Below are 19,896 nucleotides of genomic sequence, written 5' to 3'. Positions count from 1 at the left end.
GTGCACCGTTGCTGAGCGTAGTCCCCCGCTTATAAGCCTTTATCAACCCCTTTGGAGCGCCGTTCCAGAGGGATTGTGTGCCATTGGCACGTATTCTGCTGAACACCTCGTATACAAACCGTGCCGCCTCCCGTATGCATTCTGTTGCGCAAGCGCCGGCCGGTATTTCGAGGAGCCAAGCGATGACCGAACGATTGCCCAAAGGCTACAGCCCGCGTCTGTACAACCAGGACTTGGGCCCACTGCCGCAAAAGTGGACCTGGTACAACATCTTCGCCTTCTGGATGAGCGACGTGCACAGCGTCGGCGGTTACGTCTTCGCCGCCAGCCTGTTCGCGCTTGGGCTGGCCAGTTGGCAGGTGCTGATTGCCTTGCTCGCAGGCATTTGCATTGTGCAGTTGATCGCCAACCTGGTCGCCAAGCCGAGCCAGCAAGCGGCGGTGCCGTATCCGGTAATCTGTCGCCTGGCGTTTGGCGTGTTCGGGGCGAATATTCCGGCGGTGATTCGCGGCTTGATCGCGGTGGCCTGGTACGGGATTCAGACGTACCTGGCTTCGAGTGCCTTGATCATTGTGGTATTGCGCTTTTTCCCACAGATGGCGGTGTATGCAGAGCCGCATTTTGCCGGCCTGTCCTACTTGGGGTGGTTTGGTTTCCTTAGCTTATGGGTATTGCAAGCCGCTGTGTTCTGGGCCGGCATGGAATCCATCCGGCGCTTTATCGACTGGGCAGGACCCGTGGTGTATGCGGTGATGTTCGCCTTGGCGGGCTGGATTGTGTGGAAGGCTGGCTGGGCCAATATCAGCTTTACCCTGGCGGAAGAATCCTTGTCGGGCTGGCAGGCTTTTGGCCAAGTGATTGTGGCAACGGCGTTGGTGGTCTCGTACTTCTCCGGGCCTACGCTGAATTTCGGCGATTTCAGCCGTTACTGCCGCAGCATGCACGACGTGCGCCGTGGCAATTTCTGGGGGCTGCCGGTAAATTTCCTGGCGTTCTCGCTGGTGACCGTCGTCATCGTTTCGGGCACCTTGCCAGTGTTTGGTGAAATGCTGCATGACCCGATTGCCACCGTGTCGCGTATCGACAACAGCATGGCTGTACTGCTGGGCGCCTTTGCCTTCGTGACAGCCACCATCGGCATCAATATTGTCGCCAACTTCGTGTCCCCTGCGTTTGACTTCGCCAATGTCGCGCCGAGCAAAATCAGCTGGCGTGCGGGTGGGATGATCGCGGCAGTAGCGTCGATCTTCATTACCCCGTGGAACCTGTTCAACAACCCGCTGATGATCCACTACACCTTGGATATTCTCGCCGCCTTTATCGGGCCGCTGTTCGGGATCCTGTTGGTGGACTTTTACCTGGTCAAAAAACAGCAGATCGATGTGGATGCCCTGTTCGATGACAGCCCGAGCGGGCGCTATTACTTCGACGGCGGCGTGAACTGGACGGCGGTCAAAGCCTTGGTGCTGGCGACGCTGGTCGGCGTCGCGATCACCTTCACGCCGGCGTTGCAGGGCATGGCCAACTTTGCCTGGTTTACCGGCTGCTTCCTGGGTGGGCTGTTTTTCCTGGTCCTGGCGCGGCGAGAACAGGTTCGCGTACCGACCCCGATGGTTGCGGGCTGACGGCAGCGGTAGGGCGCAGCAACACCGCGCCCGCCACCAACAAGCCTGCGCCTGCGATCACCAACGCCGGTTGCAGGCCGCCGCTCAGATGGCTGCTCACCGAGGCCAGTAACGGGCCACTCAATTGGCCGGTGGCAAAGCTTGCCGTCAGCAACCCGGTACTGCGCTGGTAGCCATGGGGCGCTACTTCACGCAAGCGTTGCATCACCAGCATCATGCACGCCAGGAACGGTGTACCACACAACAACACGCCCAACGCCAGGCCCCAGCCATTGCCCAGCAAGCAGGCAAACACGCCGGCCGCTTGCAGCCACAGGGTCGCCATCAGCCAGCGCGGAGTAGTGTGCGGGTTATGGCGGCGCAGGCTCACTACGACAACCCCGACGGCGGCAGCCAGACCAAAGCATGGCCAGAACAGGTCGGCTTGCCAGGCACCTTTGAATTGCGCACTGGCCATCTGCGACAGAAAGGTCGCCGGGATGATGTAGCCCAGGCCGTAGAGAAAATAGATCCAGCACAGGTGCGCGATGCTTTGATTGCTGCCCGCGCTGGCGGCATGGGCAACCGTGGGCATTGGCTGAGGCAGAAAGGGCAGAATGGCCAGCAGCATCACCAGCGCCACCACGCCATACACCAGCCACAGCGTGGCCGAACTTTGCCCCAGCAGGTTCGAGCCCAGGGCCAGCAACCCCGTCAGCAAAATTCCCAGCCCCGGCCCTGCAAACACCAGCGCTCCCAAGCGTGGGCGCCCGGCGGCAATCGCCAGTGGCTGACTCAAACTGGTGATCATCACTAACGCCCACGCACTGGCGACACCGGTGCCGAAGCGCAGCAGCAGGTGCGGCCAAAAGCCGTCGGCCCAATACGAGGCCAGGGTCAGCAGGACGCACAACCACAACCCGCCGTACATCCGCCCGCGCACGTGGTGGTGGCTGCGGGCGAAGATCGAGTCCACCGCACCGACGAAGTAGCCCAGGTAGTTGGCGGCGGCGATCAGCCCGGCGCCGGTCAGGTCGATCTGCCCCTCGCTGAGCAAATGCGGCATCTGCGGGGTGAGGGCGAAGCGGCCAATGCCCATGGCCATCATCAGGGCGATAAAGCTGGCGAGTAAGCGAATCAGCGGTGACATGTTCAGGTTTCCTGCGAGGAAGCGAAGACCTTCAGGCTAAAGTGAATTGACTTTCTGTAAAAATGAATAATAGTGAGTAACTTGTTCAGTTTTGGAGAAAGGTATGGAGTTCAGTCAATTGCGGATTTTCCAAGCCGTAGCAGAAGAGGGCTCCATCACCCGTGCTGCCGAGCGCCTGCATCGCGTGCCGTCGAACCTGTCGACCCGGCTCAAGCAAATGGAAGAGCAGCTCGGCGTAGAGCTGTTCGTTCGCGAGCGCCAGCGCTTGCAGCTATCTCCTGCGGGTAAAGTGTTGCTGGACTACAGCACGCGTCTGATCGCGCTGCACGACGAAGCCCACGGCGCCGTCCAAGGCGGGCAGCCAGCCGGCGACTTTGTGCTGGGTAGCATGTACAGCACCGCCGCGATTCATCTGCCCCAACTGCTGGCGCGCTACCACAAGGCGTATCCGATGGTGAACCTGCAGGTGCAGTCGGCGCCCAGCGGTGAACTGCTGGAAGGGTTGATCACGGGGCGCCTGGACGCGGCGTTGGTAGATGGCCCGCTGACAATCGCCACGTTGGACGGCGTGCCACTGTGCGAAGAACGCCTGGTGTTGATTTGCGAGGCTGATCACCCACCCGTGCGCGGGCCGCAGGATGTAGCGGGGCGCTCAGTGTTCACCTTTCGCCGCAGTTGCGCCTACCGCACGCGCCTGGAAACCTGGTTTTCCCACGAGCGAGTGGCCATGGGCCGGGCGATTGAGATTGAGTCATACCAGGGCATGCTCGCCTGTGTGATCGCCGGTTCCGGCGTGGCATTAATGTCGGAATCCATGCTCGACAGTCTGCCAGGCAAGGGCAGCGTGTCCGTTCATCCCCTGACAGGGCCTTTTGCTACTGCAACGACTTGGCTGATGTGGCGAAAGGGTATGCTCGGCGCTAACCTCAATGCATGGATCGACCTGCAGCAGCACGGCAAAGCCGAACGCTTGCAGGACACACGCGCGATTGCTTGAACGATCCGTCAGGATTTGGATCAATTCAGTAATAGTTCGTTGTGCTTTCGTTCAAGCATTACGTAGGAGTTAGGGCTACTATCACTGTAGGAAAAGGCGATAAAACTCTCTCGCCGACTCGCATTACCCGCAAAGGGGGCAACCATGAAAGAGAAAATTCAAAACTGGCTCCATGACGTTGGCGTCGCGCTCGGCTTGATCGAGCCTCCGCTGCAACCTGTGCCGATTCGCACGGATGATGAGCAGCGTCGGCCACGTCGCAGATAAGCTCGGGCCGCAGCAGGATTTAAAATGTGGGAGCGGGCTTGCTCGCGAAGGCGGTGTGTCAGTGTACGAAAGTGCTCACTGATCCACGGCCTTCGCGAGCAAGCCCGCTCCCACAGTTGTTTTGTGGCCGGCAAAAAAAACGGGCGCGACATCCGACGTCGCACCCGCTGAAGAAACTGCTTTAACTACTGTTATAGCTCAAATCGCCCGAGCCGCCACCGTGTCTGGCCGGCGCGACAACACACTCACCAGCACAAAGCTCACCAGCGCAACCGCCAGGCTGTAGTAGATCGGCGTGTTCGCATCCAAACCATCCTTGAACATAAACACCAGCGCCGTCACGAAGCCCAAGGTCATGGACGCGATGGCGCCGGATGTGGTTGCGCGCTTCCAGAAAATCGCACCCATCAGTGGGATCAGCATGCCGCCCACCAACAGGTTGTAGGCCAGGGTCAGGGCGCTGATCACGTCGTTCACCACCAGTGCGATACCCAGCACGGCGATGCCGGTCAGCATCGTAAATAGACGGTTGATGTTCAGGCTCGACTGTTTACCGCCACGCAGACGCGGCAGCAGGTCTTCGGTCAATACGGTGGACGCGGCGAGCAAACCGGCGCTGGCGGTGGACATCATCGCGGCCAGTGCGGCGGCAATCACCAGGCCGCGAATACCGTCAGGCAACGAGGCTTTGACGATGGCAGCGAAGGCGTTGTTGACGTTGTCCAGATTCGGCAGCAGTACATGCGCCGCCATGCCGATCAATGCGCAGGCCAGGCCGTAGAGGATGCAGTAGAAACCGGCGAAGGTGCCTGCGTACTGGGCGACCTTTTCGTCACGGGCGGTGAACACCCGTTGCCAAATATCCTGGCCGATCAAGATGCCGAAAAAGTAGATCATGAAGTAGGTGATGATCGTGTCCCAGCCGATTTCGGTGAAGCTGAAGTTCGACGCGGGCAGTTTAGCCACCAGTTGGTCCCAACCGCCGACGCGGTACAGGCAGATCGGCAGCAGGATAAACATCAGGCCGACGGTCTTGATCACGAACTGCACGATGTCGGTCAGGGTCAGCGACCACATGCCGCCGATGGTCGAATACACCACCACCACGCCACCGCCCAACAGCACCGAAACCCAGAACGGCAGGCCGAACAGCACTTGCAGCACGGTGCCGATGGCCAGGATCGAGGTCACGCCGATCATCAGCGCGTAGGCCAGCATGATCACCGCGCTCGCTTGGCGGGCCATCGGGTTGTAGCGTTTTTCCAGGACCTGGGTGACGGTGAAAATCTTAAGCTTGAGCAGCGGTTTGGCCAGGAACAGGTTCAGCGCGATGATCCCGGCACCCAGTGCTGCGCACAGCCAGAAGCCGGAAATACCGTGCACATAACCCAGGCGCACGGTGCCGACGGTGGAGGCACCGCCCAATACCGTGGCGGCCATGGTGCCCATATACAGCGACGGGCCCAGGTTGCGACCGGCTACCAGGTAGTCTTCGTGGGTCTTGGCGCGGCGCATGCCGTAATAACCGAGCACGAGCATGCCGGCGGCGTAGATGAGTACGACGAATAAATCCAAAGCCATGACGGCGGTTCTCCGATTATTTTTTTAGGCTATTGAGGCGCTTTGTGTAGCGAGGGAGCTGGCTCCCGTTGGGCTGCGAAGCGGCCCCCTGGGGCCATAAACAGCCGCCGGTTCCGGAAACAGGCGAAGCAAGCTCAGGTACATCACCGAGGCCAACCCCAGCGTTACCGGCAGGCTGATATCGATGCCGTCGGCCAGGTTGCCCAGTGGCCCGACAAACTGCCCCGGCAGGTTGACAAAGCACAGGCCCACCAGCGCACTCGGGATCCAGGCCCCCAGCCCGCGCCAGTTCCAGCCATGGCTGAACCAGTAGCGCCCGCCGGTTTCGCCACGAGTGAATACCTGCAGATCATCCGGGCAGTAAAAGCCCCGACGCACGATCAGGCCGATGATCATCATCACCATCCACGGCGTGGTGCAGGTGATGATCAGCACGGCGAAGGTGGACACGCTCTGCACCAGGTTGGCGGCGAAACGTCCGATAAAGATGAAGGCAATCGACATCACCCCAATCAGCAGCGTGGCCTTGACCCGCGACAGCAGGCGCGGAAACACGCTGGACATGTCCAGCCCCGTGCCATACAGCGAGGTGGTGCCGGTGGACATGCCACCGATCACCGCGATCAGGCACACCGGCAGGAAGAACCAGGTAGGGGCCACCGCCAGCAGGCCGCCGACGTAGTTGTTGGCTGCGATGTAGTCCGGAGCCTTGATCGCCACGATGGTCGCGGTGGCCAGGCCGAACAGGAATGGAATCAAGGTGGCGATCTGGGCCAGCAGCACCGCCAGCATGATGCGTATTTTCGGCGTCTCACGCGGGATGTAGCGCGACCAGTCGCCGAGGAACGCACCGAAGGAAATCGGGTTACTCATGGCTACCAGCGCAGCGCCGATGAAGGCCGCCCAGAAACCGGTCTGGCCCATGGCGACGGTGCCCGCGAAGTGGCTGTCGAAAGCCGGTGCAAACGCGAAGATCCCCAGCAGGAACAGCAGGCTCGCCGCCCACACGGCAATGCGGTTGACCCACAGCATGAAGCGAAAACCGTAGATGCATACGGTCAGTACGAGCAGGGCAAACAGGCCGTAGGCCAAGCCCAGGGTCAGGTCGGTTTCCGGCAGGCCGATCAGCCGTTTCGCACCGCCAACCAGCGCATCGCCCGAGCTCCACACCGACAGTGAGAAGAAGGCAATCGCCGTCAGCAGCGACAGAAACGAGCCGACAATCCGCCCGTGTACACCAAAGTGCGCACCGGAAGACACGGCGTTATTGGTGCCATTGATCGGCCCGAACAGGCCCATCGGCGCCAGGATCACCGCGCCCACCAGCACGCCTAGCACAATCGCCCAGACACCGGCCTGGAACGACAAGCCGAACAGCACCGGGAACGCGCCCAGTACGGCGGTGGCAAAGGTATTGGCACCGCCGAAGATCAGGCGAAACAGATCCTTGGGGCTGGCGGTACGCTCGTTGTCCGGGATCTGTTCGACCCCGTTGGTTTCTATCTTTCGAATACTTTTATCGTTGTTTTTATTATTCATGATCAGCTCCGATCACATTGGCTAAGGGGGCGGCAGCCCTTCCGGCATAGCGGACAAATGTTCGTGACAGGCCAGCCACAGGCCTTGTTTTTGTTGTGTGCCAGACCCTTGCCGTTTAAAGACAATGGTCTCGCGCTCCTGGCTAAAAAGTTGCTCCCCGTTCATGCGCAGCTCGGTGGCCACGTCATGCATGAAAATCGCCACGTCACCCTGCAAGCTGACAAAGGCGTTGCTTGAGGTGCAGGACAGCACCTCAAACCCCTCGTCCCGGCGCCAGCTGTCCCACAACGCCTGGTAGGCATCGCGGCTCAGCAGCGGCTGGGGGAGGGTGTAGAACACGAAGCTGGCATCCGCCGTGAACGCGCCGAAATAGGTGGCGCGGTCATTGCGGGCGAAGGCCGAGACCAGGTCGGCCGCGGCTTGCAGTACCTCGTGCGTGCTCATCAACGGTGCGCCACGCCAGGCAGTACGCAGAGCATTTCGTACAGCAGGTTGGCGCCGAGCAGCGAAGTGTTGCCGGTGGTGTCGTAAGGCGGCGAAACTTCTACCAGATCGCAACCAATCAGGTCGAGGCCCTGGCAACCACGGATGATTTCGATGGCTTGGATGGTGGTCAGCCCGCCGATTTCCGGCGTGCCGGTGCCCGGTGCCCAGGCCGGGTCGATACCGTCGATGTCAAAGCTCAGGTACACCGGGCCGCCGCCGACTTTTTCACGCACTTCGGCCATCAATGGCGCCAGCGAGTGATGCCAGCATTCTTCGGCCTGAACCACACGAAAGCCCTGTTTGCGGCTCCAGTTGAAGTCTTCGGCGGTGTAGCCCTGGGCGCGCAGGCCGATCTGCACCACGCGGTCGCAATCAAGCAGGCCTTCTTCCACGGCGCGGCGGAAGGTGGTGCCGTGGGCGATTTTCTCGCCGAACATATGGTCGTTGACGTCAGCGTGGGCGTCGATGTGCACCAGCCCGACCTTGCCGTGTTTCTTGTGGATAGCCCGCAGGATCGGCAGGGTGATGGTGTGATCGCCACCCAGGGTCATCGGGACGACGTTGTGCTCGAGGATCTCGTCGTAGGCTTCTTCGATGATGCGCACGGCGTCGAGCAGGTTGAAGGTATTGATTGCCACGTCGCCAATGTCGGCAACCGACAACGAGTCGAACGGCGCGGCACCCGTGGCCATGTTGTAAGGGCGGATCATCACCGATTCGGCGCGAATTTCACGCGGCCCGAAGCGGGTGCCGGCGCGCAGCGAGGTGCCGATGTCCAGGGGCACGCCAACAAAGGCGGCGTCCAGGCCTTTGGCCGACTGCAGGTGGGGGAGTCGCATCATGGTGGCGATGCCGGCGAAGCGCGGCATTTCGTTGCCGCCCAGTGGTTGGTGGAAAATCTTGTCCACGGGATTGCCTCATCGTTGTTGTGTTTATTAGGGGCTGATTCTGCGAAAAGCCCGTGGCAGGAAGAATCGGCAGGGGCAAATACTTAGTTCAGATTTTTCTAAACTAATGGCTGAGGTAAACTCGGTTCCAATGTGGTTTTTTGTGTGCCTCTGGAGAACCCATGGCCAACGCCTTGCCCGACCTGAAACTCCTGCGCATCTTCGTCAGCGTCGTGCGGCAGCAGGGGTTCGCCAACGCCCAGCACGAACTCAACCTGTCGACGTCGGCCATCAGCACTTATATGAGCCAGCTGGAATCGGCGTTGGGCCTGGTGCTGTGCCATCGCGGCCGCGGTGGGTTCAGCCTGACCAGCAAGGGCGAGCTGTTCCATCAGGAAACCCTGCGTTTGCTTGGCGAGCTGGAAGGCTTCGAGCAATACGCAGCAGCGCTCAAAGGCGAGTTGCGCGGCACACTGAAGCTCGGCGTGCTCGACTCCACGGTCAGCGACAAGGCCTTGCCGTTCGCTGAAGTGATCGGCGCCTACAGCCTGGAGCACCCGGCGGTGCATCTGAATTTATCGGTGATGAGCCCTTACGAGCTGCAACTGGGCGTGCAGGACAATCGCCTGGACTTGGCCATCGGCGCGTTTTCCAACCGCATGAGCGGGCTGATCTATATGCCGCTGTACCGCGAGCAGCACTGGCTGTATTGCAGCACCCGGCACCCGTTGTTCAGCGAACGACGCATCCCCGAGCAAGTGATCACCCAACAACGCATGGTCGGTCGTGGCTACTGGAGCCAGGCCGAGCTGGCGCGCCATGGCTTCAAACACAGTGCCGCCACCGTGGAAAGTATGGAGGCCCAACTGATCCTGGTGTTGTCCGGCGCCTACATCGGCTACCTGCCCGAGCATTACGCCCAGGCGTGGGCCGACAAGGGTGACCTGCGCGTGCTGCTGCCGGCGACCTTCGGCTATCAGGCGCCGTTCTCGATGATCATGCGCCGGGGGCGTAGCCGTGAGCCACTGATCCAGACCTTCCGCGATTTACTCAAAGCCCAGCTCAATCAGGCCTGAAAACCATGTCCAGACCCCAATGCTCCCGCTGCCTGCGGCCCGTCACCCATTGCCTGTGCCCGCTGATTCCGAGCCTCGATAGCCGCACGCGGGTGTTGCTGTTGCAGCACCCGAGTGAGGTCAACCATGCGCTCAATACCGCGCGGTTGGCGGCGTTGGGGTTGAACACTGCGCAGTTGGTGGTGGGTGAGGTGTTTGACGATTTGACGACCTTGTTAAACCCGCCCGGTTACCAGGCGCGCCTGCTGTTTCCCGCGGATGACGCTCAGCCTTTGCAAGCGTATGCGTCTGACGATCAACCGCTGTTGTTGGTGGTGCCCGACGGCACCTGGCGCAAGGCGCGAAAATTGTTGCACCTCAATCCGTTGTTGGCTGCATTGCCCCGCGTGACCCTGGCCGAGGGCCCCGTTTCGCGCTACCGGTTGCGCAAAGCACCGGGCCCAGGGGCTTTGTCGACGGTAGAGGCAATTGTGCAGGCATTACAGGTGCTGGAAGCGCCGACTTCTTTTGAAGCACTGCTCAAACCTTTTGAGGCGCTTATTGAGGGGCAGATTTCTGCGATGGGAGAAGAGGTGTTTCGTAAAAATCATGGCGACGGGGAGTTGGAGTAGCAGGATCACCGAGGTGCGGCCTTCGCAGGCAAGCCAGCTCCCACATTGATCTACATTCGCCGCAGATTCTGCGCTAACCCCGGATGCCCGCGACAGCGTCCTTGCAGGCCACACTTTACTTACTTATTCCTATAAGCCATAAGCACCGCACTTTGCGTGATATGGCCCGCCAGCCTTTCCCGGTATGATGTTCGCCCCCGCAGTCTGGATTGCGAATACGCCATGACCTTGCAGTACCCTACAATCGCCGATTGCGTCGGCAACACGCCTCTGGTCCGCTTGCAACGCATGGCGGGTGAAACCAGCAATACCCTGTTGCTCAAGCTGGAAGGGAACAACCCGGCCGGTTCCGTCAAAGACCGCCCGGCGCTGTCGATGATCACCCGCGCCGAGTTGCGCGGGCAGATCAAGCCCGGCGACACCCTGATCGAAGCCACTTCCGGTAACACCGGCATCGCCCTGGCCATGGCCGCGGCCATCAAGGGTTACAAGATGGTGCTGATCATGCCCGACAACGGCAGCGCCGAACGCAAGGCGGCGATGACCGCTTATGGCGCTCAGTTGATCCTCGTCACCCAGGAAGAAGGCATGGAAGGCGCCCGCGACCTCGCCGAGCGCATGGCCGCTGAAGGCCGTGGCGTGGTGCTGGACCAGTTCGCCAACGGCGATAACCCCGAGGCGCACTACACCAGCACCGGCCCGGAAATCTGGCGCCAGACCCAGGGCACCATCACCCATTTCGTCAGTTCCATGGGCACCACCGGCACCATCATGGGCAACTCGCGCTACCTCAAGGAGCAGAACCCGGCGATCCAGATCGTCGGCCTGCAACCCATGGAAGGCGCGGCCATCCCGGGTATTCGTCGTTGGCCCGAAGAGTACCTGCCGAAAATCTACAACGCGACGCGCGTGGACCGCATCATCGATATGGCCCAGCGTGAAGCCGAAGACACCACCCGCCGCCTGGCGCGTGAAGAAGGCATCTTCTGCGGCGTGTCGTCCGGGGGCGCCGTGGCCGGTATGTTGCGTTTGTCCAAAGAAGTGGAAAACGCGGTGATCGTCGCGATCATCTGTGACCGAGGCGACCGTTACCTGTCGACCGGCATCTTCGACGAACCTAACTGATGGCCAAGCACGAGAGAGGCCTGCGCTTCCAACCGACGGGCGGCAGCCGGGCCCCGCAGATTCCAGTAGGCAAGAAGCAACGCCTGACCATCGAGCGCCTGGCCAACGACGGCCGTGGCATTGTGTTCTTCGAAGGCCGTACCTGGTTTGTGAATGGCGCGCTGGCCGGCGAAGAAGTCGAAGCGCGGGTATTGGGCGCCCACGGCAAAGTGGTCGAGGCCCGCACCGAACGTGTGTTCAAGGCCAGCGAACTGCGCCGCCCGGCGCCTTGTGCACACTTCGGCCGCTGTGGCGGTTGCAGCGTGCAGCATTTGCCCCATGACGAACAACTTGCCCTTAAACAGCGCATGCTCGCCGAGCAACTGTCCCGTGTGGCCGGTGTCGAACCGCAAGCGTGGGCCGCACCTTTGAGCGGCCCGGAATTGGGCTACCGTCGTCGCGCCCGCGTGGCCGTGCGCTGGGATGCCAAGGCCAAAAAGCTTGAAGTCGGTTTTCGCGCCGTGGCCAGTCAGGACATCGTCGCCATCGATGATTGCCCGGTGCTGGTACAGGCCTTGCAACCGATCATGCAGCGCTTGCCCAACATGCTGCGTCGCCTGAGCAAACCGCAGGCGCTGGGGCATGTGGAATTGTTCAGCGGCTCGTCCATCGCCGTGTTGCTGCGGCATGTGGCGCCGCTGTCCGAGGCGGACCTGCTGATCCTGCAAGAATTTTGCACCTTCCATGACGCGCAGCTGTGGCTGCATGGCGAGGGCCAGCCGGAACCGGTCGACGCGGATTCAGCGTTGGGTTATCGGTTGGAGCAATGGGGCTTGGAACTGGCTTATCGGCCGGGCGATTTTGTTCAGGTCAACGCCGGCGTCAACGCGGCGATGGTTGCCCAGGCCCTGGAGTGGCTGGCGCCACAAGCCGATGACCGCGGGCTGGACCTGTTTTGCGGGCTGGGCAACTTTGCCTTGCCGCTGGCCAAGCAGGTGCGCGAGGTGGTCGCGGTTGAAGGTGTGCAGACCATGGTGGACCGGGCGGCGCAGAACGCCGTCAGCAACAATTTGCATAATGTGCAGTTTTTTCAGGCCGATTTGTCCCAGCCTTTGACTGACGCGGAATGGGCCAAGCAGGGCTTTTCTGCGGTACTCTTGGACCCACCCCGCGATGGTGCCCTGGAGGTTGTGCGCAAGCTCGCCACCCTTAAGGCCAAGCGCGTGGTGTATGTGTCCTGCAACCCGGCCACGCTGGCGCGGGACACGGTTGAATTGGTCAAGCAAGGCTACCGGCTAAAACGTGCCGGGATCCTCGACATGTTTCCACAGACAGCTCATGTCGAGGCCATGGCGTTATTTGAAGCGGGCTAGGATGCCCGTTTAATCCGACTGGCCTGTAGTCTCCTGGGCCGTGACCTGTCAGGGAGTTGTACGTAGCCTAAGGTTATGAAGCAGGTCAGCGATGATTTTTGGCGCATCAAAGGTGCGTCGTAGGGAAGGTAAGCAAGATGGTACAGGTGAGAGCACACCAGCCGATCAACACCGACGGCAGTATCAATCTCGAGGCATGGCTGGATCATGCCGTCAGTGTCGACCCGGCACTGGACCGTGAAGCCTTGAAGGCCGCTTGCGAGTTCGCTCGTGAGTCTGAACAACAGAATAATGCGGCCAAGAACCTGTGGGCTGAAGGCACCTCAAGCTTTCGCACCGGGTTGGAAATCGCCGAGATCCTCGCCGATCTCAAGCTGGACCAGGATTCGCTGATCGCCGCCGTGCTCTATCGCGGCGTGCGCGAAGGGCATATTGCGTTGCCGCTGGTCAGCCAGCGATTCGGCGCGGTGGTCGCCAAGTTGATCGACGGCGTGCTGCGCATGGCCGCCATCAGCGCCAGCCTCAGCCCGCGCCAATCCATGGTGCTGGGCACCCAGGGCCAGGTCGAGAACCTGCGCAAAATGCTCGTGGCGATGGTCGACGACGTACGCGTCGCGCTGATCAAGCTGGCCGAACGTACCTGTGCGATTCGTGCGGTAAAGACCGCCGACGACGAAAAGCGCAACCGCGTCGCCCGCGAAGTCTTCGACATTTACGCGCCGCTGGCGCATCGCCTGGGTATCGGCCATATCAAGTGGGAGCTGGAGGACTTGTCCTTCCGCTATCTCGAACCCGACCAATACAAACAGATTGCCACGCTGCTGCACGAGCGGCGGCTCGACCGTGAGCGCTTCATCACCGACGTGATGGGCCAGCTGCGCTCCGAGTTGCAGGCCACCGGCGTGGACGCCGACATCAGCGGCCGGGCCAAGCACATCTATTCGATCTGGCGCAAAATGCAGCGCAAGGGCCTGGCGTTCAGCCAGATCTACGACGTGCGTGCCGTGCGCGTGCTGGTGCCGGAAATGCGCGACTGCTACACCGCGCTGGGCATCGTGCACACCTTGTGGCGGCACATTCCCAAGGAGTTCGACGACTACATCGCCAACCCCAAGGAAAACGGCTATCGCTCGCTGCACACCGCAGTGATCGGCCCCGAGGGCAAGGTGTTGGAAGTGCAGATCCGCACCCACGCCATGCACGAAGAGGCCGAGCTTGGGGTTTGCGCGCACTGGCGCTACAAGGGCACCGACGTCAAGGCCGGGTCCAATCAGTACGAAGAGAAAATCTCCTGGCTGCGCCAAGTGCTGGAATGGCACGAAGAACTCGGCGACATCGGCGGCCTGGCCGAACAGCTGCGCGTGGATATCGAGCCGGACCGCGTCTATATCTTCACCCCCGATGGCCATGCCATCGACTTGCCCAAAGGCGCCACGCCGCTGGACTTTGCCTACCGCGTGCACACTGAAATCGGCCATAACTGCCGGGGCGCCAAGATCAACGGGCGCATCGTGCCGCTCAACTACAGCCTGCAGACCGGTGAGCAGGTCGAGATCATCACCAGCAAGCACGGTACGCCGAGCCGCGACTGGCTGAACCCGAACCTGGGCTACATCACCACCTCGCGGGCACGGGCGAAGATCGTTCACTGGTTCAAATTGCAGGCGCGCGACCAGAACGTCGCCGCCGGTAAAACCCTGCTCGAGCGCGAGCTGGCCCGCCTGGGCTTGCCGCAGGTGGATTTCGACAAGCTGGCCGAAAAGGCCAACATGAAGATCGCCGAGGACATGTTCGCCGCCCTGGGCGCCGGCGACTTGCGCCTGGCGCAACTGGTCAACCTGGCGCAGCAGCTGGTCGAGCCGGAGCGTGGCAGCGAGCAGCTGGAGCTGATCCCACGCAAAGCCACCGGCTACAAGCCGGGCAAGCGTGGCGATATCCAGATCCAGGGCGTGGGCAACCTGATGACGCAAATGGCCGGCTGCTGCCAGCCGTTGCCGGGCGATGCCATCGTCGGTTACATCACCCAGGGCCGTGGCGTAAGCATTCACCGCCAGGATTGCGCCTCGGTGCTGCAACTGGGCGGGCGCGAGCCGGAGCGCATCATCCAGGTCAGCTGGGGCCCGGTGCCGGTGCTCACCTACCCGGTGGACATCATCATTCGTGCCTACGACCGTTCCGGCTTGCTGCGTGACGTGTCGCAGGTACTGCTCAATGAGCGGATCAACGTGCTGGCGGTCAACACCCGCTCGAACAAAGAGGACAACACCGCGTTGATGTCCCTGACCATCGAGATTCCGGGGCTGGACGCGTTGGGTCGGTTGCTGGGGCGGATTTCCCAGTTGCCGAACATCATTGAGACCCGGCGTAATCGCACCCCTTGATGCGCTCTGAAAATGTGTGTGGGCTGCTTTCTGTGGGAGCTGGCTTGCCTGCGATAGGATCGCCTCGGTCTACCAGATAGACCGAGTCGTTTGCATCGCAGGCAAGCCAGCTCCCACACAAGCCAATTCCCACAGGAAGCGGACAGAGATTGACTGATGTATTCACTAGAAGACCTGCTACACCTGATGAATCGCCTGCGCGACCCCAAATACGGGTGCCCGTGGGACATCAAGCAAACCTACGCCACCATCGTCCCGCATACCCTCGAAGAAGCCTATGAGGTCGCCGACGCCATCGAGCGCGGCGACTTCGATCACCTGCAAGGTGAGTTGGGCGACCTGTTGTTCCAAGTGGTGTATTACAGCCAGCTGGCGCGGGAGGAAGGGCGCTTTGAGTTTGCCGGGGTGGTCGACAGCATCACCGGCAAGCTTATCCGTCGTCATCCTCACGTATTCCCCACCGGCGATCTGTATGCGCCGCTGGATATTCCTCAGTTGAGTGAAGAGCAGGTCAAGGAGCGCTGGGAGCAGATCAAGGCCGAGGAGCGCGCGGAAAAGTCCGACGCGCCGCAGCAATTATCCCTGCTGGATGATGTGCCCATGGCCTTGCCGTCGCTGTCCCGCGCGGCCAAGTTGCAAAAGCGCGCCAGCCAGGTCGGTTTCGACTGGCCCGCCGCCTTGCCGGTGGTGGATAACGTGCGCGAAGAGCTGGATGAGGTGCTCGAAGCCATGGCCGATAACGATTCAGTGGCCATCGCCGATGAAGTCGGTGACCTGCTGTTTGCGGCGGTCAACCTGGCCCGTCACCTTAAGGTCGACCCGGAAGCTGCGCTGCGTGGCGCCAATGCCAAGTTCGAACGACGTTTCCGATTTATCGAACAGGCATTGCGCGATACGCACCAATCCATAGAAGATTGCACCCTCGAAACGTTGGACGCCCTGTGGGGCGAAGCCAAACGTCAGGAAAAGAATGTGTCCAGCTGCGGTTGAGCAGTTGCCTAAGTGAGTAAGCACCATGAGCCTTTCCCTTCGCGACCAGTTGCTCAAAGCAGGTCTGGTCAACCAAAAGCAGGCCAAGCAGGTCGGCAAAGAGAAACAGAAGCAGCAGCGCCTGGTCCACAAGGGCCAAGCCGAGGTTGATGACACCCAGGCCCGCCTGGCTGCTGAGGCGCACGCCGAGAAGGTCAAGCGCGACCAGGAGCTGAACCGCCAGCAGCAGGAAAAAGCCGAGGCCAAGGCCCGTACGGCCCAGGTCAAACAATTGATCGAAACCTCGCGCCTGCCCAAGCTGACCACTGAGGACTACTACAACTTTGTGGACGACAAGAAGGTCAAGCGCCTGTCGGTCAACACGTTGATGCGCAACAAACTGAGCAACGGCTCCTTGGCGATCGTGCACCACGGTGGCGGCTACGAAGTGATCCCGCGTGAAGCGGCACTGAAGATCCAGGAGCGCGCGCCGGAGCGCATCGTGCAGCTCAATATCCTCACCGAAAGCCAAGTGCCGGATGAGGATGACCCGTACGCCGCCTACCAGATCCCGGATGACCTGATGTGGTAAGGCTGTAGACACGAAAAACCCCGCTCAAAAGGCGGGGTTTTTGTTTGCAGGTAATCCAGCTGCTGTGTGGGGCCGGATGCCTGCGCGATATCAGAGTTTCAGGAGCTTTGTGCCTGGCGTTTCATCTCAAGCGTTTCGAGCTCGTTTTTATAATTGTGGGCTTCGCTTTCGTTGTGGAACATGCCGACGAGTTGGTCTTGCTGATGTACATCCCAGATGTGAATCCCATGGCCCAGTGCTTCGTGAGACATGTGTGCATCGTCGCGTTCAGTTACTTTTACAGTCATCTGCTTGCTCCAATCTCTGGTTGATCTGCGGCAAGTCGTCGCAGGCCTCTTTTATATGTTTTGTTAGCTTGCTAAGTAAACTGGTTTTGCACGCAACAATTCATTGCGTAAAGCGCAACATTGCTACAGGCCCCGTAAACCGTGGCATTGCGTCGCAGGCTGCTGAGTTTTATGACAAAAGTTTCATGTTTTAGGCAGGCATTTAACCTGTGTTGACCCTGCCGCCGCCTTCGCGAGCAAGCCCGCTCCCACACTTGGAATGCATTCTTATGTTGGAACTCGGTCAGTGTGGGAGCGGGCTTGCTCGCGAAGGCGTCAAAAGCTTCAACACACAAACTGCAGGCGAAAAAAAGCCCCGCATTCAGCGAGGCTCCTTTTTCAGCTCATCAGCCGATCAGCTACCTTTGACAGCCTTGCCGTCAACGGTGCCGTCCAGCAGCATGATGTTGTATTCCTTACCGTCGGTTTCTACCTGACGCAGGGCAACGAGGATGCCGCCCCAGTCCTTGGCAAACCACATCTGGGTGATGCGCTTGCTCTGCGACGGGTCGCGCACGCGCTCGACCTTGATCGCGTCAATGGTGCCGGCTTTGGTCTGGACTTTTTCCGGGCCGATCACGCGGAAGTCGTAGGTGTCGACGTCGGTGCCTTCGACAACGCGGTAGCTCATGCTTTTCTTCCCGGCGGCGACGTCACGCTGCAGGGCAAGTTGGTAAGTCGACTTGTCGAGCATGCCGCTTTCGAGGGTGACGTTGACCGGGTCCTTGTTTTCGAAGCCGGTGACCTTGTTGGCCGCCTGGTCGAAGTCCAGGTTGATCTTCTTCGCCTTGCCCAGGCCGCCACGTTCGAAGGTATAGCTCTTGGGTTGCAGGGCGTCTTTATCGAAACTGATGACGCTGGTTTCGGTGAGGCTGGCGATCATCATGGAGGCCTTGAAATTCAAGGTCCAGGAGCCATTGTCATTCTTGGTCAGGCTGCGTTCGGCCGAACCACTCATGGGCAACTGTTTCCAGTCAGCGGTGTAGCTGGCGGAGAAAGGGTGAAGGTCTGCTGCTTGCACGGCTGGCAAGGCGAACAGCGCAAAAGCGAAGAGCAAGGCGCGACGCATAAAATCTCCTAGGTTCGAATCAAGTGGCCGCTGGCCGCAAGTAACTGACCGTCCAATAATGCACCCTGTTCACCAAGAATCAATCGCCCCTCGGCAAACCAGCGAACAGCCAGCGGGTAAATCTTGTGTTCCTGGGTATGAACCCGTTGCGCAAGCGTCTGCGCCGAGTCCGCAGACTCTACCGGAACTACTGCCTGTACGACCAGAGGCCCGCCATCGAGTTCCTCGGTGACGAAGTGCACGCTGCAGCCGTGCTCCGAGTCGCCGGCCTCGAGGGCGCGTTGGTGCGTATGTAACCCTTTGTACTTGGGCAGCAGGGAAGGGTGGATATTGAGCAGGCGCCCTTGGTAATGCCGAACGAAATCAGCGCTGAGAATGCGCATGAAACCGGCAAGGACCACGAGTTTTGGGTTGAAGGCGTCGATCAGTTCGATCAAGGCGGTATCGAAGGCCTCGCGGCCTTCGAAAGCCTTGTGATCCAAGGCGCGGGTATCGATACCGGCGTCCCTGGCGCGTTGCAGGCCGTAGGCGTCGCTGCGGTTGGAGATCACCGCAGCGATGCGCACCGGGCTGTTGCCGGCACGCGTGCTGTCGATCAGGGCCTGCAAGTTACTGCCGGTGCCGGAGAGCAGCACCACGACATCACAGGTCTGGGACATCAATGAGCCTTGAGGTTCTTCAGTTCAACCTGAGCTGCGCCTTCCGGGGCAGTCGCGATCTGGCCGATGACCCAAGGCTGTTCGCCCGCTTCACGCAGTACGTTCAGCGCGGTTTCAACGTGCTCTTGAGCCACGCAGATGACCATGCCTACGCCGCAGTTCAGCACGCGGTGCATTTCGGTTTCGTTGACGTTGCCTTTCTCTTGCAACCAGTCGAAGACTGCCGGGCGTTGCCAGCTGGCCACGTCGACAATCGCCTGGGCGCCTTTAGGCAGTACGCGCGGGATGTTGTCCAGCAGGCCGCCGCCAGTGATATGGGCCATGGCTTTGACGGCGCCAGTGTCCTTGATCAGCTTGAGCAGTGGCTTGACGTAAATGCGGGTCGGCGCCATCAGCAGGTCGGTCAGCGGCTTGCCGTCGAGTTGGGTGTTCTCGATGTCGGCGCCGGACACTTCGATGATCTTGCGGATCAGCGAGTAGCCGTTGGAGTGCGGGCCGGAGGACGGCAGGGCGAGCAGGGCATCACCGGCAGCCACTTTGGAACCGTCGATGATTTCGGATTTTTCTACAACGCCAACGCAGAAACCGGCCAGGTCGTAGTCTTCGCCTTCGTACATGCCTGGCATTTCAGCGGTTTCGCCGCCGACCAGGGAGCAACCCGACAGTTCGCAGCCGGCACCGATGCCGGTCACAACTTGGGTCGCGGTCTCGACGTTGAGCTTGCCGGTGGCGTAGTAGTCGAGGAAGAACAGTGGCTCGGCACCGCAGACCACCAGGTCGTTGACGCACATGGCAACCAGGTCGATGCCGATGCTGTCGTGCTTGTTCAGGTTCAAGGCCAGGCGCAGCTTGGTGCCCACGCCGTCGGTGCCGGAAACCAGCACAGGCTGTTTGTAGCCGGCCGGGATTTCGCAGAGGGCGCCAAAACCGCCCAGGCCGCCCATGACTTCAGGGCGCGCAGTACGCTTGGCGACGCTCTTGATGCGTTCGACCAATGCTTCACCGGCGTCGATGTCTACACCGGCGTCCTTGTAGCTCAGGGAGGGTTGCTTGCTCATGATCCAGGCCTTTAGGGGGGATTTCTGGGTAACGACCGAGCGGCAGGCGCTTTTGATAAAAGGCCCAGCCGTTGACGGTCTGCGAAGGCGCGCGATTTTATCAGGCTTGAGGGGCAGCGGCCATCCTCGGGCCGACGGGCAGGGCCATATAGGTGAAAAAAGCCGGT

At 60.7% G+C, this 19,896-nt stretch carries 19 protein-coding genes; 10 read left to right on the top strand and 9 right to left on the bottom strand.

The annotated features are described in order from the left end of the window. Positions 1-182 precede the first annotated feature (182 nt). Positions 183-1,625: an NCS1 family nucleobase:cation symporter-1 gene (locus ACA065_RS22200; protein WP_497691529.1), complete on the top strand. Its 1,443-nt coding sequence runs from the start codon at positions 183-185 to the stop codon at positions 1,623-1,625. On the opposite strand, the gene ACA065_RS22195 is transcribed toward ACA065_RS22200, so the two are convergent. Continuing rightward, on the bottom strand, positions 1,537-2,754 hold the full coding sequence (locus tag ACA065_RS22195; RefSeq protein WP_497691528.1) for a YbfB/YjiJ family MFS transporter: 1,218 nt from the start codon (positions 2,752-2,754) through the stop codon (positions 1,537-1,539). The genes ACA065_RS22200 and ACA065_RS22195 overlap by 89 nt on opposite strands. A 103-nt stretch (positions 2,755-2,857) precedes the next feature. Between ACA065_RS22195 and ptrR the strand changes: the two genes are divergently transcribed. Beyond that, the gene (ptrR, locus tag ACA065_RS22190) at positions 2,858-3,751 is read left to right on the top strand and encodes a putrescine utilization regulator PtrR (protein ID WP_497691527.1); all 894 of its coding nucleotides are present in this window, start codon (positions 2,858-2,860) and stop codon (positions 3,749-3,751) included. 144 nt (positions 3,752-3,895) lie between these two features. After that, positions 3,896-4,018: a PA1414 family protein gene (locus ACA065_RS22185; protein WP_256347311.1), complete on the top strand. Its 123-nt coding sequence runs from the start codon at positions 3,896-3,898 to the stop codon at positions 4,016-4,018. 198 nt (positions 4,019-4,216) lie between these two features. Here the strand turns inward: ACA065_RS22185 and ACA065_RS22180 are convergent, their stop codons facing one another. The 4 genes from ACA065_RS22180 to speB are packed head-to-tail and all read right to left on the bottom strand — an operon-like array spanning position 4,217 to position 8,532. After that, positions 4,217-5,599 (bottom strand): sodium:solute symporter family protein, encoded by a 1,383-nt coding sequence (locus ACA065_RS22180; protein ID WP_497691526.1) that lies wholly within the window; start codon positions 5,597-5,599, stop codon positions 4,217-4,219. 24 nt (positions 5,600-5,623) lie between these two features. After that, positions 5,624-7,138, bottom strand: a complete 1,515-nt coding sequence (locus ACA065_RS22175) for a purine-cytosine permease family protein (protein ID WP_497691525.1) — start codon at positions 7,136-7,138, stop codon at positions 5,624-5,626. A gap of 21 nt (positions 7,139-7,159) precedes the next feature. Continuing rightward, positions 7,160-7,582: a YybH family protein gene (locus tag ACA065_RS22170; protein ID WP_497691524.1), complete on the bottom strand. Its 423-nt coding sequence runs from the start codon at positions 7,580-7,582 to the stop codon at positions 7,160-7,162. Then, positions 7,582-8,532, bottom strand: coding sequence for an agmatinase (gene speB / locus ACA065_RS22165; protein WP_083357426.1), 951 nt, complete (start codon positions 8,530-8,532; stop codon positions 7,582-7,584). Before speB ends, ACA065_RS22170 begins: the two co-directional genes overlap by 1 nt. A gap of 161 nt (positions 8,533-8,693) precedes the next feature. Here speB and ACA065_RS22160 point away from each other — a divergent pair, with 161 nt between their 5' ends. From ACA065_RS22160 to ACA065_RS22130, 7 genes are all read left to right on the top strand, one after another. Further along, positions 8,694-9,587: a LysR family transcriptional regulator gene (locus ACA065_RS22160; RefSeq protein WP_497691523.1), complete on the top strand. Its 894-nt coding sequence runs from the start codon at positions 8,694-8,696 to the stop codon at positions 9,585-9,587. Positions 9,588-9,592: 5 nt separating this feature from the next. Beyond that, on the top strand, positions 9,593-10,198 hold the full coding sequence (locus ACA065_RS22155) for a tRNA-uridine aminocarboxypropyltransferase (protein WP_497691522.1): 606 nt from the start codon (positions 9,593-9,595) through the stop codon (positions 10,196-10,198). A 222-nt stretch (positions 10,199-10,420) separates the two neighbouring features. After that, the gene (gene cysM, locus ACA065_RS22150) at positions 10,421-11,323 is read left to right on the top strand and encodes a cysteine synthase CysM (RefSeq protein WP_124359320.1); all 903 of its coding nucleotides are present in this window, start codon (positions 10,421-10,423) and stop codon (positions 11,321-11,323) included. Next, positions 11,323-12,675: a 23S rRNA (uracil(1939)-C(5))-methyltransferase RlmD gene (rlmD, locus tag ACA065_RS22145; protein ID WP_497691521.1), complete on the top strand. Its 1,353-nt coding sequence runs from the start codon at positions 11,323-11,325 to the stop codon at positions 12,673-12,675. The genes cysM and rlmD overlap by 1 nt, the downstream gene beginning before the upstream one ends. 137 nt (positions 12,676-12,812) lie before the next feature. Further along, the gene (relA, locus tag ACA065_RS22140; RefSeq protein ID WP_159958732.1) at positions 12,813-15,056 is read left to right on the top strand and encodes a GTP diphosphokinase; all 2,244 of its coding nucleotides are present in this window, start codon (positions 12,813-12,815) and stop codon (positions 15,054-15,056) included. A 156-nt stretch (positions 15,057-15,212) separates the two neighbouring features. Then, on the top strand, positions 15,213-16,046 hold the full coding sequence (mazG, locus tag ACA065_RS22135) for a nucleoside triphosphate pyrophosphohydrolase (RefSeq protein ID WP_497691520.1): 834 nt from the start codon (positions 15,213-15,215) through the stop codon (positions 16,044-16,046). 25 nt (positions 16,047-16,071) lie between these two features. Then, the gene (locus tag ACA065_RS22130; protein WP_014719402.1) at positions 16,072-16,617 is read left to right on the top strand and encodes a DUF2058 domain-containing protein; all 546 of its coding nucleotides are present in this window, start codon (positions 16,072-16,074) and stop codon (positions 16,615-16,617) included. Between the two features lie 98 nt (positions 16,618-16,715). Here the strand turns inward: ACA065_RS22130 and ACA065_RS22125 are convergent, their stop codons facing one another. The 4 genes from ACA065_RS22125 to purM all read right to left on the bottom strand — a co-directional run bounded on the left by ACA065_RS22125 (position 16,716) and on the right by purM (position 19,729). Next, positions 16,716-16,904, bottom strand: a complete 189-nt coding sequence (locus ACA065_RS22125; RefSeq protein ID WP_497691519.1) for a hypothetical protein — start codon at positions 16,902-16,904, stop codon at positions 16,716-16,718. Positions 16,905-17,298: 394 nt separating this feature from the next. After that, positions 17,299-18,012 carry a DUF3108 domain-containing protein gene (locus tag ACA065_RS22120; protein ID WP_497691518.1) on the bottom strand — a complete coding sequence of 238 codons (714 nt, stop codon included), beginning with the start codon at positions 18,010-18,012 and terminating at the stop codon, positions 17,299-17,301. Positions 18,013-18,020: 8 nt separating this feature from the next. Then, positions 18,021-18,671: a phosphoribosylglycinamide formyltransferase gene (purN, locus tag ACA065_RS22115; RefSeq protein ID WP_497691517.1), complete on the bottom strand. Its 651-nt coding sequence runs from the start codon at positions 18,669-18,671 to the stop codon at positions 18,021-18,023. Next, a complete protein-coding gene (purM, locus tag ACA065_RS22110; protein ID WP_497691516.1) occupies positions 18,671-19,729 on the bottom strand; it encodes a phosphoribosylformylglycinamidine cyclo-ligase in 1,059 nt (352 codons plus the stop codon). Before purM ends, purN begins: the two co-directional genes overlap by 1 nt. Between the last annotated feature and the right edge of the window lie 167 nt (positions 19,730-19,896).

The sequence above is a fragment of the Pseudomonas sp. LBUM1640 genome, assembly GCF_059716225.1.
Note: the sequence above shows the minus strand (reverse complement) of the source record. Positions and strands in the feature narration are given on the sequence as shown.

Excerpts from the sequence above, each read along its gene's own strand:
- ACA065_RS22200 (WP_497691529.1), top strand. The coding sequence starts at position 183 with ATGACCGAACGATTGCCCAAAGGCTACAGCCCGCGTCTGTACAACCAG.
- ACA065_RS22195 (WP_497691528.1), bottom strand. The coding sequence starts at position 2,754 with ATGTCACCGCTGATTCGCTTACTCGCCAGCTTTATCGCCCTGATGATG.
- ptrR (WP_497691527.1), top strand. The coding sequence starts at position 2,858 with ATGGAGTTCAGTCAATTGCGGATTTTCCAAGCCGTAGCAGAAGAGGGC.
- ACA065_RS22185 (WP_256347311.1), top strand. The coding sequence starts at position 3,896 with ATGAAAGAGAAAATTCAAAACTGGCTCCATGACGTTGGCGTCGCGCTC.
- ACA065_RS22180 (WP_497691526.1), bottom strand. The coding sequence starts at position 5,599 with ATGGCTTTGGATTTATTCGTCGTACTCATCTACGCCGCCGGCATGCTC.
- ACA065_RS22175 (WP_497691525.1), bottom strand. The coding sequence starts at position 7,138 with ATGAATAATAAAAACAACGATAAAAGTATTCGAAAGATAGAAACCAAC.
- ACA065_RS22170 (WP_497691524.1), bottom strand. The coding sequence starts at position 7,582 with ATGAGCACGCACGAGGTACTGCAAGCCGCGGCCGACCTGGTCTCGGCC.
- ACA065_RS22160 (WP_497691523.1), top strand. The coding sequence starts at position 8,694 with ATGGCCAACGCCTTGCCCGACCTGAAACTCCTGCGCATCTTCGTCAGC.
- ACA065_RS22155 (WP_497691522.1), top strand. The coding sequence starts at position 9,593 with ATGTCCAGACCCCAATGCTCCCGCTGCCTGCGGCCCGTCACCCATTGC.
- cysM (WP_124359320.1), top strand. The coding sequence starts at position 10,421 with ATGACCTTGCAGTACCCTACAATCGCCGATTGCGTCGGCAACACGCCT.
- rlmD (WP_497691521.1), top strand. The coding sequence starts at position 11,323 with ATGGCCAAGCACGAGAGAGGCCTGCGCTTCCAACCGACGGGCGGCAGC.
- relA (WP_159958732.1), top strand. The coding sequence starts at position 12,813 with ATGGTACAGGTGAGAGCACACCAGCCGATCAACACCGACGGCAGTATC.
- mazG (WP_497691520.1), top strand. The coding sequence starts at position 15,213 with ATGTATTCACTAGAAGACCTGCTACACCTGATGAATCGCCTGCGCGAC.
- ACA065_RS22130 (WP_014719402.1), top strand. The coding sequence starts at position 16,072 with ATGAGCCTTTCCCTTCGCGACCAGTTGCTCAAAGCAGGTCTGGTCAAC.
- ACA065_RS22125 (WP_497691519.1), bottom strand. The coding sequence starts at position 16,904 with ATGACTGTAAAAGTAACTGAACGCGACGATGCACACATGTCTCACGAA.
- ACA065_RS22120 (WP_497691518.1), bottom strand. The coding sequence starts at position 18,012 with ATGCGTCGCGCCTTGCTCTTCGCTTTTGCGCTGTTCGCCTTGCCAGCC.
- purN (WP_497691517.1), bottom strand. The coding sequence starts at position 18,671 with ATGTCCCAGACCTGTGATGTCGTGGTGCTGCTCTCCGGCACCGGCAGT.
- purM (WP_497691516.1), bottom strand. The coding sequence starts at position 19,729 with ATGAGCAAGCAACCCTCCCTGAGCTACAAGGACGCCGGTGTAGACATC.